Raw genomic sequence first — 17180 nt, 5'->3', positions numbered from 1 at the left:
TAGGAACGGCGTTGTGACTGCATGGAAAGACCCGCTTAAAAGGCTAGAAATGGTGTCCACTTAAATTAGGTGGACACCATCGCCTTTGGCGTCGGGGTCAGGAAGGTGAGTTGGCCGGACGGTTACGGAACGGAAAATTGGAACTCAACATCGCCTTCGGCCAGGCGCTCAAAAAGGTTCGAGCCAGTAAAAACCTCACGCAAGAGGATTTTTCTACAGTGAGCAGCCGTACGTATCTCAGCTCGCTGGAACGAGGCCTGAAAAGCCCTACGCTGGAGAAAATCAATCAACTCGCTGGAGCCCTTAAGGTGCATCCCCTCACGATCCTCGTCGCTACCTACATCGGTAGAGACGACCATCAAGACGTTGAACGTCTTTTTCAGACGATCAGGGATGAACTGGCCGAGGTAACCTCTCTTGAACACCTATCCAAACGAAGCTAAAGCGCCGCTAAGTGAGCAAGTGGGGAAGGGTAGAGGGAGGGCACCGTCGACACGATGCTTCCACAACACTTCTCTAGCACCAACAAAAGCATAGAAAGGCCTACTGGTAGATCCCAAACTCGACTCGTCCCAAGTAGTCTTCGATTACTCTAAATCCAACTGGGTTATCTACCAGAGTGAGAGGAATCAGATCTGCCAAGTGCCTGCAGGGTTTTTGAAGCCATTCTTCGGCAAGCTGCAGACTGCCAAAAACCGTCGTTGCGTGCTCGAGAACCCTGGCGAACTGAAAAGCTACAGCACTTTGGAAAGCATTGAGGCGAAAGGCTCCATCATCATTCTTGCCGATTTTTTTATGCCTCGGCTTGCCAACGATCCGTTCGATGACCTTCGACGATGCATAGAGCTTGGAGGTCGAGACCATGGCACGGACGTCTTGGAGCGTGAAACCTTCTTTCGCCAGCAAGAAAATGCTGAACTGGCTTAGCTCATCGATTCTGGCTTGAGTCAGATACTCGGTTGGTTTTCGGACCTGGTGGCCTGACGCAGGCATTTGCGCATCATGAGAATCCATAGGGTTCACTTGTGACGTTGGGTGACGGATGAAGACTAGGTCTAGTCAATTCTAGATGGATTCAACGTGCAAGACATAAGGGCTGAAAGCAGCCCCTAGGGCGAGGAAATTTCAAAATTGAGAATTTTAGGGCGAGGCTGTTCTAGATTTCTACGAATTAGGCGTGGGTGCGTGCGAGTTTCGCAAGGAAAGTCTCGAATTTCCGCATTCGCGAGGTGACATCATGAGCATCTATGACATGACCTGTCGTTTAACATAATATACATTATGCGAACCTACGTACGTGGCTGCCAGGGCCGTGAGTGGAGAGATTTGAAGCCAACTCCTTGTTCCTAGGCTCTGTACGAAATCCCGAGAAACCCAATCGGCGTCCCTCGGAAGCTGAAATTTTGTAGAGTTCCCAGCCATCTACGGAAAGAAATCCTGTGATGGCAAAGCGTTACGAACTCTCGGATGAGGGCTGGACTGTCGTTGCTGATCTCTTCACCGAAACCCGTGGCCGGGGGCGCCCTCGTCTGAGCGACCGCCTGATGCTCGATGGCGTGCTCTGGGTGCTTTGCTCGGGTGCTGCGTGGCGAGATATGCCGGAACGCTTCGCCCCGTGGTCAACGGTCTATCAACGGTTTCGGGGCTGGCGAAACCAGGGGACATTCGATCAGATGCTCAAGCGCTGGCACCTGAAATTGAATGAGCAAGGCTTGATCGATTTGCAAACCTGGATGATCGATTCAACCGCAGTACGCGCAACCCGAGCCTCTCCTGGCGCCGGGAAAAAAGCGGGCCTGACGAGCCTGATTTATTGACATCGACGTATGACCAAGAGGAGTTTTGCGAAATTGATGGACACATCCGAAACTGAGGCAATAACGCCTTCAGCGTTCTTATACCACCAGAACGGTTTCGCATTTTTATTGTAAGTCGCCAGGCCTTGTCCATTTGAGGCCTCAAACCAAACATACAAAAGCGCAAGACGAAGAACGCCCCCACAAAAAGCCCTCGCAACCTAAAGCTTAGTACTTAAAAATATCACACCACATGAAAAACCCTAGGACTCTCCCCAACCTCTTTAAACTTCTCCGCAAGCCATAAAGCCTCAACTCTTGTTCCAACATATACCCCATCAACGGAATTACGTAAAATTTCCAAAGCCTTTTTTGGCTGAGCCGCCAGCAACTTCATAATAACCCTGCTAGCAGCTGAAGAAGATTTAACCTCATCTAAAAAAACTTTCCATCGACCATTCACAGATAACATTTTCTCTCTTATTTCTTCTGATGGAAAACCTAATCCATCGGCCTCGGTTGTCAACCCGCACTGCATACAGTTTACCGATTCACTCCATCGCAAGTCACCAGAGAATCCGGACTGGGAAATACGCATCTGATCTGGGCAGCCGCAACTGGGGCAGGGATACTTTACTTCATTCGAGTCGATCAACTTTTCCAACCTCTCATTTGTTCATGCCGGCGAATTTTCTCATAAAATCTCTCCTCTTTAAAAGTCCCATTAGGATGATGATCAATTATTCCTCGCTGCCACCATCGATGATGAAGTTCCTCATGCACAATCACATTGCGAAGCAATGCTCTAGATGAGAAATTATTTTCCCGAGACGCATCCAACTCGGAAAGTAACTCATTGCAGACTCAATAATGGCGGATTATGAGAGTTAATCATTACCCTCCTACGCCATTGATAACTTTTAGGAATAACTACACTAAATACTCATTTAGTGTAGTTATTAGTTCGAGCATCACGAATTAACAAAGAACCGCTCATGCAAATCATCGAATGTTCGCTCAAGTAATTGAACGACGCAGCCACACTATGAGTCCCTCGGCTATCAGCGAGAAGATGTTTTCTTGACCTATCACAAGTACCTGGGCACCTGACGGCCCTGTTCCAGAGCGCCGCGCCCTCCTCTTTGCCTCTACTGCTGCGTCGGATCAGCCTGTATTCTTGCGCCAGGCCAGGAATGTGCCTTTCGCTGCGGTCGCCCGCCACCGCCAGCACGGGAATCCGGACTCTCCATCAGGTACTGACGTGAAGCGTGACATCCACCTCGTTGTCCTTCTGCTTTTGCTTATCGGTTGTTCGCTGGCTTCGTTGACGCTGTGGAAGGTCATGGCCTCACGCGAACGCGCGCTGGAAGAAATCGATGTCCACGGTTTGAACCTGACCCAGGCGCTGGTGACCTATTCCGAAGGGATTGTGCGGCAAAGCTCGCTACTCTTGCTCGGTCTGGTCGAGCGCCTGGAAACCGAGGGCAGCGGCCCTGCGCAGATCGCCCGGTTGAAGCAGTTGGTCGCGCGCCAGCAACCATTGATGCCGCAGTTGAGCGGCATCACCGTGTATGACCGGCAGGGTCACTGGCTGATGGCGTCCAACCGGCCGACGCCAGTCGGCGCCAACAGCAGCGACCGCGCCTATTTCGTCCATCACCGCGACGACCCGTCCCGCGAGCCCTTCATCGGCCCGCCGATCCGCAGCCGATCCAACCAGGAGTGGGTGATCACTATCAGCCGCCGCTTCAACGACGCGGACGGCAGCTTCGCCGGCGTCGTGGCGGTCACCCTGGGCATCGAGAACTTCCTGCGTCTGTTCGGCACCCTCGACCTCGGCCAGGATGGCGCGATCGGCCTGACCAATACCGACGGAACCCTGCTGGTGCGTTACCCGTTCCGCGAACAGGACATGGGCCGCAACTTTTCCAACTCGCCGATCTACGCCAAGTACCTGGTCGACAAGACCGTGGGCACCGCCTCGTTCACGTCCAGCCTGGACGGCGTCGAGCGGCTTTATGCGTTTCGCAAAAGCGATCGCCTGCCGCTGGTGACCACGGTCGCCCTCGGCAAGAACGAAGCCTTGGCAGCCTGGCGTCTCGAGGCGATGCTGTCGTTGTTGGTGGTGTCCGGTCTGCTGGCCGTCGTTGGTGTCATCGGCTGGTTGCTGATCCGTGATATCCGCCGGCGGATCACGGTGGAAGGCGACTTGCGGGTGGCACAACAGCAGTTGCTCGACAGCAACAAGCAACTCGAACGCCTGGCCATGGACGACGCTCTGACCGGCCTCGCCAACCGACGCTGTTTCGACCAGACCCTGTCCATGGAAATCCGCCGCGCGCAACGGGATGCAACGCCACTGGCGCTGCTCATGCTAGATATCGATTTCTTCAAGCGCTACAACGACCGCTACGGCCATCCGGCCGGCGATGCCTGCCTGCGCGAGGTGGCCAGCGCCCTGGCCGGTTGCATCCGCCGGCCGCCGGATCTGGTGGCGCGCTACGGTGGCGAGGAAATGGCGATCATCTTGCCCAACACCGATGCCGAAGGCGCGACAGTGGTCGCGAAGCTGGTGCTGGAGGCGCTGAACCGACTGGATATCCTTCATGCAGAAAGCCCCTTCGGCCACGTTACCGTGAGCATCGGCCTGGCCTGCGCGTCGGGGCCCGCCCTGGAACCGCAGCAGGCCCTGATCGATGCCGCCGACCGGGCGCTGTATGCGGCCAAGGAAGGTGGGCGCAACCGTCTGGTGGTTGCCTGCCCTCCCCTGATCAGCGCGACAACAACGCTGAGTCAGGAAGCAAACAACTGCCGCAACTGATCGAGGCCGTCAGCGTAGATGCCTTCAACAACCGCCAAGGCCTCATCATCAGACGCGCCGTCCGCCACGAACTCCGCCTGCCAGGTCACCAGCGCCTGGCCGTCGGCTGCCGGCTCGACGCGCAGCAGCGATTGGTAATCCCGCGCTGGCAACGGTGATTCGATGATGCCGTAGCGATACAGCCGCTGGCTATCCGAGTGTTCCAGCAGCCGCTCGTGAATGGTCGCGCCGTTGCCCAGGGTCAGCAGCCGTTCGGCGCCCGCCTGGTTGTTGCTGCCGGCGAGCAACTGGCTGGCGCTGACCGCCGGGTGCCAGAGGTGCAGGCCGTTGAAGTCGCCGATGCGCTGCCAGACCTCATCCGGCGTAGCACTCAGGGTGATCTGACGTTGTGCGTGCAGGGAACTCGTTGCCATGGTCGTTCGCTCCTTTTGGGTTGTTTGGCCAGCGCCAGTGTTACAGGCCCGGCGCCCTGCCCCCATTCTCCCAATGGCGCAAACCTCAGCCGCGAACCGCTACTTTGGGATAAACACAACGCACCGCAGCCGGCCCTCACTGGGCCGGCCGCGGTCTGATCAGCGGTGACGGGCGCGCTTGGAACAGCGCGCCTGATGCACCATCCCGAGCAGCGCCAGGCACAGCCCCGCCCCGCCAGTGGAAATCACCAGCACCTGGTAGTCAGGCATGAAGCACATGGCACTCAGGCAGGTCACGATAAACACGATCACCGCCCAGGTCAGCCACGGGAACAGCCACATCTTCAGCGGAATGTCCTTGCCGCTCGCTTCCAGCTTGCGGCGCATCTTCAGTTGCGAACAGGCGATGACCAAGTAAACCAGCAGCGCGATGGTGCCGGTCATGTTCATCAGCGTATCCAACACATCCCGTGGGCGCAGTTCGTCACTGAAGTTGATCAGCGCCATCACCACCGCCACCAGGCAGGAGCCGATGATCGCGTACATCGGCACACCGGTGCCGGCTTTGGTCAGCTTGAAGAACGCCGGCGCATCGCCACGGCTGGCCAGCGAGAACAGCATCCGCGAAGCGGTGTAATGCGCCGAGATCAGGCAACTGCTGACCGAGGTGAGCACGACGAAGTTCATCAGCCACTCGGCGCCCGGAACGCCCAGCAGTTCCAGGGTGCGACGGTAGGAGCCGTAGCCGGATTGACCGAGCATCGGGTCGTTCCACGGCACCAGGCAGACGATCAGGAAAATCGAACCGACATAGAACAGCCCGACACGCCACACCACCGACTTGGTGGTCTTGATGATCTGCTGGGAAGGGTTCTTCGATTCCGACGCGGCGATGGTGGCGATTTCCGCGCCGAGGAAGGCGAACATCACTCCGAGCATCGCGCCCACGACCGGCTCGAAGCCGTTGGGGACGAAACCATGGGCGGTGAGATTGCTGATGCCGCTGACCTCGCCGATGGTCCAGATGTTCAGCACGGCCAGGCAACACACCACCAGGAAGCACACGATAGCAACCACCTTGATCAGCGCGAACCAGAACTCGAACTCACCGTAGTTCTTCACGTTGAAGAAGTTGATACTGATCAGCAGCAAGGTGGTCGCCAGCACGAATACGTTGACACTGACCGACGGGAACCAGCCGTTGAGAATCTTGCCGGCGACATAGGCTTCCCAGGCCATGAGCGCGACCCAATAACCCCAGTACAACCAACCGATGGTGAAGCCCGCCCAGCGCCCGATCGCGCGATCGGCGTAGGTGGAAAAGGAACCGGTGTCCGGCGAGGCCGTGGCCATTTCGCCGAGCATCCGCATGATCAACATCATGAGAATGCCACCCGTGAGGAAAGCCAGAACGGCAGCCGGACCTGCACTGTGAATCACACTCCCGGAGCCAACGAACAATGAGCCGCCGATCACACCGGCAATGGACATCATGGTCAGATGCCGGGACTTCAGTCCCGCCTTCAGATGGCTTTCATGCTGCGACTTGGCGACAGCTACACTCGCGTCCATCTACGTTTACCTTTTTGTTTTTGTAGTTAAGGGCGTGCGAGGCCGGCAGATCTGCAAGCGCCAGCCCCGCACGAGCATCACCGGCTCAGCGAGGCGCCAGGGCCACGGAGACGAACTTGGTGTCCAGGTATTCCTGAATCCCCCAGACCCCGCCTTCACGCCCCAACCCACTCATCTTCACGCCGCCAAACGGCGCTTGCGCGGTCGAAGGTGCACCGTCGTTGATGCCGACGATGCCGTAGTCCAGGCGTTCGGAAACGCGGTGGGCGGTATCCAGGTCGCGGGTCCACAGATAGGCCGCCAGGCCATACGGCGTATCGTTCGCTGCGGCCACCACCTCATCGGTGGTGTCGAACTCGAGAATCGGAGCCACTGGCCCGAAGGTCTCTTCTTCAAGAATGCGCATGCCTGGCGCCACGTCGCACAGCAAGGTCGGCTGGAAATACAGGCCGCCCAGCGCCTGGCCGCCGACCACCACACGGGCTCCACGCCCCACGGCATCCTCGACATGCTCGCGGACCTTGTTCAGCCCCTGCTCATCGACCAGCGGACCGATCTGGGTGCCCTCATCGGCGGGATCACCGACCCGCAGTGCCGAGATCCGGGTCGCCAGCGCATCGATCAAACGGGCGCTGATCGACCGGTGCACATAGATGCGGTTGGTGCACACGCAGGTTTGCCCTGCGTTGCGGAACTTGCAGGCCATGATCTCTTCGGCGGCGCGCTCGATATCGGCGTCGGCGAACACAATGAAGGGTGCATGCCCGCCCAGTTCCAGCGATACCCGTTTCATGGTTTCCGCCGACTGGCGATACAGCAACACGCCGACCTCGGTACTGCCGGTGAAGGTCAGTTTGCGGATACGCCGGTCCTGGAAGAACACGCCGGAAATCTCGGCCGGCTTATTGGAGGTGATGACCTGGAAGGTGCCTTCCGGACCACCAACCTCGCGCCAGTAGTGCTCCAGCAGCAGCGCGGTGAGCGGCGATTGCTCCGCAGGCTTGACGATCACCGTGCAACCGGCGGCCAGTGCCGGCGCGACCTTGCGGGTAATCATCGCTGCTGGGAAATTCCACGGCGTTACCGCGTAAACCGGGCCGACCGGCTGACGGGTCGCATACAGGCGCTTGTTCTCGTGCTGGCTGGCGAAGGTCTCGCCGTACAGCCGCTTGGCTTCCTCGGCATACCACTCGGCGAAGCCGGCGGCGTACATCACCTCCCCCACGGCTTCCTTGATGGGCTTGCCCATTTCGCTGGAAATCGCCTGGGCAATTTCATTGGCGCCGGAAACGATCCGGTCGAACCACTTGCGCAGCAACTGACTGCGGTGGAACGCGCTGGTGTGCTTCCAGGTGTCGAACGCTGCGACCGAGGCATCGGCCAGTGTTTTCGCATCAGCGGCGCTGCAATCCGGCACGCTGGCGCAGGCCTGTTGGGTCGCCGGGTTGATTACCGGGTAGGACTGGTTATCGGCGCTGCCGGCGGGGAGCGAAGCCAGCGTCCACGCCTTTACATCATCTGCAGTGGTAGTCACTGAAGGTACTCCATCAAAAAACTTGAAAAGACAGATTGAGCGCGGGATCAGGCGTTAACAGCGACCAGAGCCCGCTCGAACATGACCAGCGCCTCGGCGACATCCTGTTCGGAGATCACCAGCGGGCAGAGGAAGCGCACGACGTTGCGGTACACGCCGCACTTGATCACCAGCAGGCCCTCCTCCCGCGCCGCATCGATAACCCGCTGCGCCAGCGCGGCATTCGGCTCTTTGCTGTCGCGATCGGTGACGAACTCGACCGCCGCCATGGCGCCGATTGCCCGGACCTGACCGATGCTGTTGAAGCGGCCTTCCAATCCTTTGAAGCCAGCCAGCAGCCGCTCGCCAATCACGCGGCTGCGCTCCACCAGGTTTTCCGACTCGAAGATGCTGATGACTTCCAGCGCCGCGGCGCAGCCAAGCGGGTTACCGCCATAGGTGCCGCCCAGCCCGCCAGGCAGCGGTGCGTCCATCATTTCGGCGCGCCCGACGACGCCGGAAATCGGCAGCCCGCCGGCGAGGCTCTTGGCGACGGTGATGAGGTCCGGCTGGATGCCCGAGTGCTGGAAGCCGAACAGCTTGCCGGTGCGACCGAAGCCAGTCTGGATCTCATCGCAGATCAGCACGATGCCCAGCTCCTCGGTCTTCTTGCGCAGGGCTTGCATGAACTCGACAGGCGCGGCGAGGAAGCCGCCATCGCCCTGCACCGGCTCGATGATGATCGCGGCGACGCGGTCAGCGGCAATCTGGGTATCGAATACTTCCTGCAAGGCCGCCAGGGCTTTTTCAGTGGTCACGCCGCGGTACTCGTTCGGGTACGGCGTGTGATAGATGTCCGGCGCCAGCGGGCCGAAGTTCTGCCGGTATGGCTGGCTCATGCCCGTGAGGGTCATGCCCATCAGAGTGCGGCCGTGGAAGCCGCCGCGGAAGGCGATCACGCCGGGACGGTTGGTGTGGGCCCGGGCGATCTTGATGGCGTTTTCCACCGCTTCGGCGCCCGTGGTCAGGAATACCGACTTGTAGTGTTCTTCACCGCCAACCAGCTTGTTCAGTTGGGCAGCCAACTCGATGTATTGGTCATAGGCGGCCACCTGGAAGCAGATATGGGAGAACGTCTCCAGTTGCTTGCGCACGGCTTCGACAACCCGCGGATGGTTGTGGCCGACGTTGAGCACACCGATGCCGCCGACGAAGTCCAGGTACTTCTTGCCCTGGTCGTCCCAGAGGTAGGCGCCGGCGGCGCGGCTTACGGTGATCGGGTGGGCAACGGCAATGCCATTGGAGACATGCTGTGCACGGGCGGAGACTGGCGGTTTTTGTTGAGAGGACATGGTGTTCACCTTTGTGTGTCAGTGAGCACATGCTATTCACCGCTCCCCGACGCAGATACGTACTCGGCGCAGGAGGATAAGCCGGGTGATTCACACCCAAAACAGGAACGACAAACGCGGGCGGGAGACGCGAAAAAGCCCGCCGGTTATCACCAGGCGGGCCTTCTGGGTGCCACCTTTCTCAAGGGCGGAACGCTTCAGAATTCCTCGGATACCAACCTGTGCATCTGTGCCGCGACTTGCAGCTTGAAACGATCTTCCGGGTTATCCAGGGAAATCCCGAGAAGGCTTTCGATCCGCTCGACCCGGTAACGCAAGGTGCTGATATGAATATCCAGCGCCTTCGCGGTATTGAGTAGCTGAAAGCCCTCGCGCGCCAGACACAACGCCGTATCGGTGAGCGAGTTGCCACGCTTGGGGTGTTCCAGCGGCACAATCATCCGCTCCAGCAACAACCGCCGGGCATCGGCGTCGCCCATCAGGGCCCGGGGGAAAAGCACCTCATCGAAGTCATGGAGTTTCCCTGGCCGCAACAACGGAAGCAGCGCCGCAACATCCTCGGAGCCCAGCGCCATTCCATCCACGCCGCGATGAACCCGACTCACCGCCAGCGCACTGCCTTCGGTGCGAATGGTTTTCCAGACCGACTCGGGGGCTACTTCGGCAGGCAGCAGAAAGCTGATTTGGTTCAGGGACACCGAAATCAGCGGCGCGACGCTGAAGGTCTGCATCGCCGAGGCGATCCGGTCAGCCAGTTTCGCGCGGCGATTGAAACCCTCGATGGACAGTGGAATGGGCTCGTTGACCAGCACCAGACAGACCCGGTAGCTGCGGCTCTCGCTCCAGCCGGACGCCCGGGCGCGCTCGATGGCGCTGGGCGTCGCGGAAAACTTGCCTTCCAGCAGACCGGCGACAAAGGCATGGCCAAGGCGGGTTTCCTGATCGGACAACTGCCGCTGGTAAGCCAGGTGCAAGGCGGCGATGACCACCGAATGCTCCAGGGCCCGGGTGTCGAGTTCGCCGAATTGATCGGTTTCACCCTCCAGCCACACCACGGCGGCAATCTCGCCGCGAAGCTTGATCGCGCCGCCCAGTCGTGAAGCACCCAGCCGTGCACCGCCCGGCAAGACCACCGGGGCGTTGTCCTTGAACAACTCGGCAAGACTGTTGTGCGCGGTAAGGTCGCGAATCACTTCACGCTCGTATTCCTCACGGGCCTGCGGGTCTGAACTGCCGAGCAGCGTGCCATCGATGGAAACCACCGTGGCCGTCTTGTCCAGAGCAGCATGCAGCGCCCTGGCGAGACCTTCGAGGTTGTTCATCTCCAGCGCGGCTTCAGTCAGCGTGCGATGGATCAGGTCCGAGCGGCGGATGGTTTCCGCCTGGATATTGATGATGCGGGCCAGCACGTCGTGCATGATCTCGCTGAACTGGATCTCCCAGGGCAGTTCCAGCAACGGCAGGTTGCAACGGTTGGCCTCGTCGATGGCGGCCTGGGTGAAGTGCTCGCGAAAGTGCGGAACCGCCAGCACCACGCCGGCCAGGCCGATCTCGCTGAGGCGGCGCACCATGTCGCGGGAGTATTCATCCGCCTCTGGCCAGTTGTAACCGGTGGTCAGCAGCAGCTCACCGGGCTTGAGCCAGTTGGTGATTTCCGGGTGGTCGACGATATGGACCCAGGTGATTTCCCGGTCCATCGCCCCTGCCCCGGCAACCACCGTGGCTTCGCGCAGCACCGTATGTTCAATCGCGACGTCGAGCTTCATTGTCCAGCTTTCCTGAAGGTGTATCGAAAGCGCAGCAGAAGGCGGCCTGTCGTGGAGCGACCATAGCAGCCATCTGCCCTGTCATGAAACGCTAGGAGAGGACCTTGGCCAGATATTCGGCCAAATGCATCGCTTCGCGGCCACTGACATTGCGAATCTGTCCCCGGCAACTGAATCCGTCGGCGACCACCGGGGTTTCCTCGGGGATGCGGTCGAGATGCGGCTTGAACTCCTGTTCGCCAATCACCTTGGCAATCGGGGCCGTTTTGGAATGATAGGCGTAGGCGCCCGCGACACCGCAGCAGCCCGCCTGAATCACTTGCCCCTTGCCGCCGAGCTTCTCCAGCACCCCTTGTTCGGCACCCATTCCGCCGCAGGATTTCTGATGGCAGTGCCCGTGGATCCGCACGTCCGCGTCGATCGCCGGCAACTCCAGGGCGCGACTGCGGATGAACTCGCTGAGGGTCATGATCGACTTTTCCAGCTTCTTCGCCCGCACATCGTCCGGGAACAGCCCCGGCATTTCGTCCCGGAACACCGACAGGCAGCTCGGTTCAAGCACGAGCACCGGCATGTTTTCCTCTAGCACCGGCTCCAACTGGTCGAGAATCTGCGCGAGATTGGCCTTGGCCTGATCGATCATGCCCACGTCGTAATAAGGGCGGCCGCAGCAAACGTGGCGCTTCATCAGCTTCACGCTGAAGCCAAGCCGCTCCAGTACCTGCACGCCGGCTTCCAGCACGCTGGGGGTGAAACCGTTATTGAAGCTGTCCACCCACAGCAGTACGTCGGTGCCACGGCGACTACCGTCGCTCTTCAGAATGCGCTGTGCCGTCGCGCCGGAGCGGAAGCTTTGCGGCGCGATCTTCGGGAATTTCGCGTCCCTGGCAAGCCCGAACCAGGCGCCCGCCGTGCGCACCAGCGGATTGCCCATGGCGTAGTTCAGCACTGGGGACAGTTTGGTGGCATGGGGCAGCCACGCGCCGATACGGCCGATCATGGCATCCATGACTGGGCGGCGTTTGTCGGCGTAGTAACGGTTGAGGAACTCGGTCTTGTAGCGGGCGATGTTCACATGGGTCGGGCAATCCGTCTTGCAGCCCTTGCAGCTCAGGCACAGATCGAGGGAGTCCTTCACCTCCTCGCTCTGCCAGCCGTCCTCGATCACCTCGCCCTTGAGCAATTCGAAGAACAACCGGGCGCGGCCTCGGGTGGAGTACTTCTCTTCGCGGGTCGCGCGGAAACTCGGGCACATGGTGCCGCCGTCCAGCGAGCGGCATTTGCCCATGCCAATGCAACGCTCCGACTCGCGGGCCAGTCCCTTGTTCCCCAGGCGCGCATCGTAGGTGAACTGGCTTTCGACCTCGCGGCGGCTGTAGTCAGGACCCATGCGCAGGTTGGCATCTACCGGCATGGCATGAATGAGCTTGCCCGGGTTCATCCGGTTGAGCGGATCCCACAGGGCCTTGAATTCAGCGAAGGCCTGCATGATCGCCGGCGGGTACATGATGTGCAGGTACTCACCCTTCGCCTGACCATCACCATGTTCGCCGGACAACGAGCCGCCGTAACGCACGACCAGTCGTGCCGCTTCATCAAGGAAGGCACGCCAGTCCTGCACGCCGCTGGCGGATTTGAGGTCGAAGGTAATCCGCGAATGAATGCAGCCGTCGCCGAAGTGGCCGTACAGGTTGGTCTTGTAACCGTACCGCCCGACCAGCGCCCTGAATTCCCGCAGGTATTTGCCCAGATGTTCCGGCTCGACGGCCGCGTCTTCCCAGCCGACCACCGGGTCCGGCGTGTTTGGGTCCAGCCCCAGGGACGTCGCGGAGGCTCCGGTTTCGCGAATGGTCCAGATCCGGTTCATCAGCCCCTTGTCCGTCACCAGGCGAGCACTGGGCTGGCCGGGCAATAGCGGCGCGATGTCCACCGCCCGACGGGCAAGCGCGGTGGCCTCTTCACTCGACAAGGCGCCGAACTCGATCATCAGCCAGGCGTTGCCGGCGGGCAGCTCGGCGATATCGGCGAGCTTCATGCCGCGTTCTTTCAGGCCGCCGATGATGCCGTCATCCAGCCCTTCCATCGCGATTGGGCTCAGTGGCAGCAATTGCGGGACCGAATCGGCGGCTTCGTAGATTTCCGCGTAACCGAGTACCACCAGGACACGGTGCGTCGGGTTCTTCACCAGCAAGGTTTCAGCCTGCAGGACCGTGACACAGGTCCCCTCCACGCCCACCAGGGCCCGGGCGATATTGAAGCCGTTTTCCGGCAGGAGCTGATCCAGGTTGTAGCCCGAGACGCGGCGCTTGAGTTTCGGGAAGCCTTGGCGAATCTCGTCTTCGTAGTGATCCACCAGGTCCTTGAGCCCCTGGACGATCGCCGCACGTTGGCCGCCCGCCTGGAGATGCTCGCGGAAGGTCTCGTCATCCGTGGCACCGACCCAGAAGCGCTCGCCGTCATAGGTCAGCACCTCCAGGCGCTCGATATTCTCGACGGTCTTGCCCGCCATCACCGAGTGCGCGCCGCAGGAGTTGTTGCCGATCATGCCGCCCAGGGTGCAACGGCTATGGGTCGCGGGGTCGGGGCCGAAGGTCAGGCCGACTTTCGCCGCTTCATCCTTGAGCTGGTCGCAGATAACGCCCGGCTGCACCCGCGCAAGCCGTCGCTCGGCATCGATGAAGGCGATGCCGTGCAGGTACTTCGAAGCGTCGATCACCACGGCCGCATTCACCGCTTGCCCGCACATGGAGGTTCCCGCGCCACGGGGCAGCAACGGCAGACCCGCGTCCTTGCACAGGGCGACCGTGGTGACGATGTCCTCGAGGGTCCGCGGAATCACCACGCCGATGGGTAACTGCCGATAGTTGGACGCTTCCGACGCGTAGACAGCGCGTGTCGCGGCATCGAAGCGGATTTCCGCCGTCGTTTCCGCCTCCAGCTTCTGGCGCAGGTTGAGCAGGATATTGAGGTCGAGGGGGATGGAGTTGTTCTTGGTCATGGGGCGAAGCCTTCTCGGTCATCAGCACGGTCGCGTCGATAGGCCGGTACTTTAGGGCGCCAGCCCGGCTTCGCTCTACGACTGTCAGAAACGAAGAACCCCTGCTAACTACCTATTTCAAGAAGGTATCGAACGTTTAGGCAAAAACGCCGATGGCGCCCCGAAAGGCGCCATCGACGGGCCTTTCGGCCAAGGGAAAACGTGCGTGGTTTCAGCGACTGGACCAAGCCATGAAGCGCTCCTCCAGTGCCTCGCCATGATCCAGCCAGAAATTCACATCCATTTGCAGGGCGTTCTTCATATTGGCCGGATTGGTCGGCAGGTCTGCCTCCAGGTCCTTGCTGAGCAATGCCGCAGCCGCCGTGTTGGACGGGCCGTAGGCCATTTTCTCGGTGTAGAGCTTTTGCTGCTCGGGACGCATGGAGAAGGCGATGAAGTCGTAGGCGGCATCCAGGTTCGGCGTGCCTTTGGGAATGGCCCAATCATCGAACTGGTACAGATTGCCGGACCAGACCACCTGTAAATTCGCGCCGCTGGTCTTGGCCGCGTGAATGCGACCGTTGTACGCCGAACTCATCACCACATCACCGGCCATCAGGTATTGCGGCGGCTGGGCGCCGGCTTCCCACCACTGGATGCTGGACTTGATCTGGTCCAGCTTGGCAAAGGCCCGGTCGACGCCCGCGGGCGTTGCGAGCAGCCTGTACACCTCGGCGGGCGGAACACCGTCGGCCATCAGCGCGAACTCAAGCGAGCCCCGCGCCGACTTGCGCAGGCTGCGTTTGCCCGGAAACTTCTTGAGGTCCCAGAAATCGCTCCAGCCCTGTGGCGCTTCCTTGAGTTTGTCGGCGTTGTACGCCAGCACGTTCGACCAGACGAAGATCCCTAGCCCGCATTCGCTGCGAGTGCCCTCGACCAGCGGGTCCTTGATGCCGAGGCGGTCATGGTCCAGCTTCTCGAACAAGCCTTCCTCACAACCACGGGCAAGGTCCGTGTCCTCGACATCCAGCACATCCCAGGACGTACTGTTGGTGCTGACCATGGCTTTGAGCTTGGCCATTTCACCGTTCCATTCGCCGGCCACCACCTTCTTGCCGGAGTGACGCTCAAAGGGCTTGTAAAAGGCCCCGACCTGAGCCTCCTTGCTCGCCCCACCGTAGGAAATAACGGTTACCGAATTCGCAGCAAATCCATTGCCCGAGAGGAATCCACCGCAAACGAGAGCCAGCAGAACTTTGCCATTCATAGCAGCACCTGTTTTTTATCAAACGTTTATTGGTTGGGGCAGCGTTCAAGGAATAGGGGAAAACAGTGAGGCAGCCTTGGAGGTTTTGTTGGTTTCGCGTTTATTGGCGCCTGGGGAAATATAATCATGCGCCCGGCGGGCACCGCTACCGGTGAGAACCATGAACAATGGAAGGAAACCTGATACTTGAACTATGAAGTCCCTCCTGCGATGAACTTGGGCAGGGCTTCGCAAGCACAGGCCCAGAAGACAATCAGAGCCCCGCAAACATGAGCGCCACCCTTGACCGCAAACACGTCCGTCTGATTCGCCACGCCGAAAGCGCCGCCAACGCCGGCCTCGTCACCACGGATCCAGACACTATCCCGCTGACCGAAAACGGCCGCAAACAGGCCACCGCGCTCGCTGCTTCCCTCGACCATGCGCCGCAACTGATCGTGTACTCGCCCTTCGACCGCGCACGCATGACCGCCCAGCCCATCATCCAGCGATTCCCGGATGTGCCAACCGCAACCTGGCCAGTCGAGGAGTTCACTTACCTCAGCCCGCGCCGCTTCAATGGCAGCACTCAGGCGCAGCGCAAACCTCAGGCCGATGGCTACTGGGCACAAGGCGATGCGGCGTTTCGGGATGGTGAGGATGCGGAGTCTTTCCGCCAGTTGCTGGACCGTGCCCAAACCCTGCTGGATCGGCTGGCCCGGCATGAGGCCGAGGACATCCTGGTAGTCAGTCACGGTCAGTTCATTCGTGCCGTGGCATGGCTGATTCTCTACGCAGATGAGGCAGCAACACCGGCGCGGATGCGCGCGTTTCGCCAGCAGGATGTGGCGGTGCCGTTGGGTAATTGTCAGAGCTATCTGATGGTGTTCGGGCCTGATGGCTGGCGGGTGCTGTACCCGATCAGTGCGGATGAGCTGCCGCAACCCGCCGATCCTTTCTGCAGCGCCCCGTAGAACCTGCGGGGGCCATCGCAATGGTGCCCCGCTCGGCCGTTACTCAGGGCTTGGTTTCAGCGTGATCTTTCGGGGTCACCGGAACGCCGTTGGGGCCGGTGACCACCGGGTCGGTGGCATCACGGGTGGTGGCGTGCGGATCGACCGAACTGCCGCCATGAGCCGCAGCCAGTTCCCGGGCTTTCTGCAGATGGGTTTTCAGGGTCGGCAAGGTCTGCTCGGCATAGGTGCGCAGTTCCGCATCCTTGCCGTCCTTGGCGTAGTTGGTGAACAGTTTGACCGCCGCTTCGTGGGCGTTGACCTGGTTGTTGGCGTAGGCCTGGTCAAACGACTTGGCGCCGCGCAGTTCCAGGATCATCGCCTTGGCCTTGTCGATCAGGTCGGCATCGCTGGAGACTTCGAGTTTCTTGCTCGCTGCCAGCGCCTTGAGTTTGTCGTTGGCCTGGGTGTGGTCCTTGACCATCATCGCCGCGAACGTCTTCACGTCGCTGGCCGTGCCCTTCTCTTCCGCGAGCCTCGCCGCTTCGACTTCCGCGATGCCCTTGGCCGAGGCGTCCTCGACGAAATCATCGGCGTCCTGGGCCGCATGCACGGCGCCGGCCAGGGTGAATGCCAGAGCGAAACCCGCACTACGCAACAGTGTGTTCATCATTGAATCCTCTTGTCAGTTCCAGATCTGCGTATCACTCACTGATCTGAGCAAGCGGCGATTGCAGAGGTTCATCTTTTTTTGTTTCACGATGACTCCAG

14 protein-coding genes and 1 pseudogene are annotated in these 17180 nt (G+C 60.2%); 4 read left to right on the top strand and 11 right to left on the bottom strand.

The features are described 5' to 3' along the window. The first annotated feature begins 137 nt into the window (after positions 1-137). Positions 138-443, top strand: a complete 306-nt coding sequence (locus CKW37_RS23105; protein WP_004577358.1) for a helix-turn-helix domain-containing protein — start codon at positions 138-140, stop codon at positions 441-443. A 100-nt stretch (positions 444-543) separates the two neighbouring features. Here the strand turns inward: CKW37_RS23105 and CKW37_RS23100 are convergent, their stop codons facing one another. After that, positions 544-1014: an MbcA/ParS/Xre antitoxin family protein gene (locus CKW37_RS23100; RefSeq protein ID WP_024717488.1), complete on the bottom strand. Its 471-nt coding sequence runs from the start codon at positions 1012-1014 to the stop codon at positions 544-546. Between the two features lie 428 nt (positions 1015-1442). On the opposite strand from CKW37_RS23100, the pseudogene CKW37_RS23095 reads away from it, so the two are divergent. After that, a pseudogene (locus CKW37_RS23095) lies at positions 1443-1796 on the top strand (IS5 family transposase); the annotation flags it as partial. A 244-nt stretch (positions 1797-2040) separates the two neighbouring features. Here the strand turns inward: CKW37_RS23095 and CKW37_RS32600 are convergent. Then, complete coding sequence (locus CKW37_RS32600) at positions 2041-2322, bottom strand: hypothetical protein (RefSeq protein WP_143502119.1); 282 nt, start codon at positions 2320-2322, stop codon at positions 2041-2043. Between the two features lie 125 nt (positions 2323-2447). Further along, positions 2448-2636 carry a hypothetical protein gene (locus CKW37_RS33755; protein ID WP_095158530.1) on the bottom strand — a complete coding sequence of 63 codons (189 nt, stop codon included), beginning with the start codon at positions 2634-2636 and terminating at the stop codon, positions 2448-2450. Between the two features lie 421 nt (positions 2637-3057). On the opposite strand from CKW37_RS33755, the gene CKW37_RS23085 reads away from it, so the two are divergent. Further along, entirely contained in the window at positions 3058-4617 is a 1560-nt protein-coding gene (locus CKW37_RS23085; RefSeq protein WP_095158529.1) for a sensor domain-containing diguanylate cyclase, read from the top strand. Here the strand turns inward: CKW37_RS23085 and CKW37_RS23080 are convergent. The 7 genes from CKW37_RS23080 to CKW37_RS23050 all read right to left on the bottom strand — a co-directional run bounded on the left by CKW37_RS23080 (position 4590) and on the right by CKW37_RS23050 (position 15477). Beyond that, positions 4590-5030 (bottom strand): SRPBCC family protein, encoded by a 441-nt coding sequence (locus CKW37_RS23080; RefSeq protein WP_159985307.1) that lies wholly within the window; start codon positions 5028-5030, stop codon positions 4590-4592. The genes CKW37_RS23085 and CKW37_RS23080 overlap by 28 nt on opposite strands. A 159-nt stretch (positions 5031-5189) precedes the next feature. Next, the gene (locus CKW37_RS23075; RefSeq protein ID WP_095158527.1) at positions 5190-6602 is read right to left on the bottom strand and encodes an amino acid permease; all 1413 of its coding nucleotides are present in this window, start codon (positions 6600-6602) and stop codon (positions 5190-5192) included. A gap of 85 nt (positions 6603-6687) precedes the next feature. Next, the gene (locus CKW37_RS23070) at positions 6688-8136 is read right to left on the bottom strand and encodes an NAD-dependent succinate-semialdehyde dehydrogenase (RefSeq protein WP_095158526.1); all 1449 of its coding nucleotides are present in this window, start codon (positions 8134-8136) and stop codon (positions 6688-6690) included. Between the two features lie 47 nt (positions 8137-8183). After that, on the bottom strand, positions 8184-9467 hold the full coding sequence (gene gabT, locus CKW37_RS23065; protein ID WP_095158525.1) for a 4-aminobutyrate--2-oxoglutarate transaminase: 1284 nt from the start codon (positions 9465-9467) through the stop codon (positions 8184-8186). A gap of 197 nt (positions 9468-9664) precedes the next feature. After that, positions 9665-11233 (bottom strand): PucR family transcriptional regulator, encoded by a 1569-nt coding sequence (locus CKW37_RS23060; protein WP_095158524.1) that lies wholly within the window; start codon positions 11231-11233, stop codon positions 9665-9667. 91 nt (positions 11234-11324) lie between these two features. Continuing rightward, positions 11325-14231 (bottom strand): FAD-binding and (Fe-S)-binding domain-containing protein, encoded by a 2907-nt coding sequence (locus CKW37_RS23055; protein WP_095158523.1) that lies wholly within the window; start codon positions 14229-14231, stop codon positions 11325-11327. Positions 14232-14442: 211 nt separating this feature from the next. Then, on the bottom strand, positions 14443-15477 hold the full coding sequence (locus CKW37_RS23050) for an ABC transporter substrate-binding protein (protein WP_095158522.1): 1035 nt from the start codon (positions 15475-15477) through the stop codon (positions 14443-14445). Positions 15478-15746: 269 nt separating this feature from the next. On the opposite strand from CKW37_RS23050, the gene CKW37_RS23045 reads away from it, so the two are divergent. Then, a complete protein-coding gene (locus CKW37_RS23045; protein ID WP_095158521.1) occupies positions 15747-16430 on the top strand; it encodes a histidine phosphatase family protein in 684 nt (227 codons plus the stop codon). Between the two features lie 43 nt (positions 16431-16473). Here the strand turns inward: CKW37_RS23045 and CKW37_RS23040 are convergent, their stop codons facing one another. Then, entirely contained in the window at positions 16474-17079 is a 606-nt protein-coding gene (locus tag CKW37_RS23040; RefSeq protein WP_095158541.1) for a DUF4142 domain-containing protein, read from the bottom strand. Positions 17080-17180 lie beyond the last annotated feature (101 nt).

The organism is Pseudomonas sp. Irchel 3E13 (assembly GCF_900187455.1).
Classification (GTDB): Bacteria; Pseudomonadota; Gammaproteobacteria; order Pseudomonadales; family Pseudomonadaceae; genus Aquipseudomonas.
This window is presented reverse-complemented; position numbering and strand designations above follow the sequence as displayed.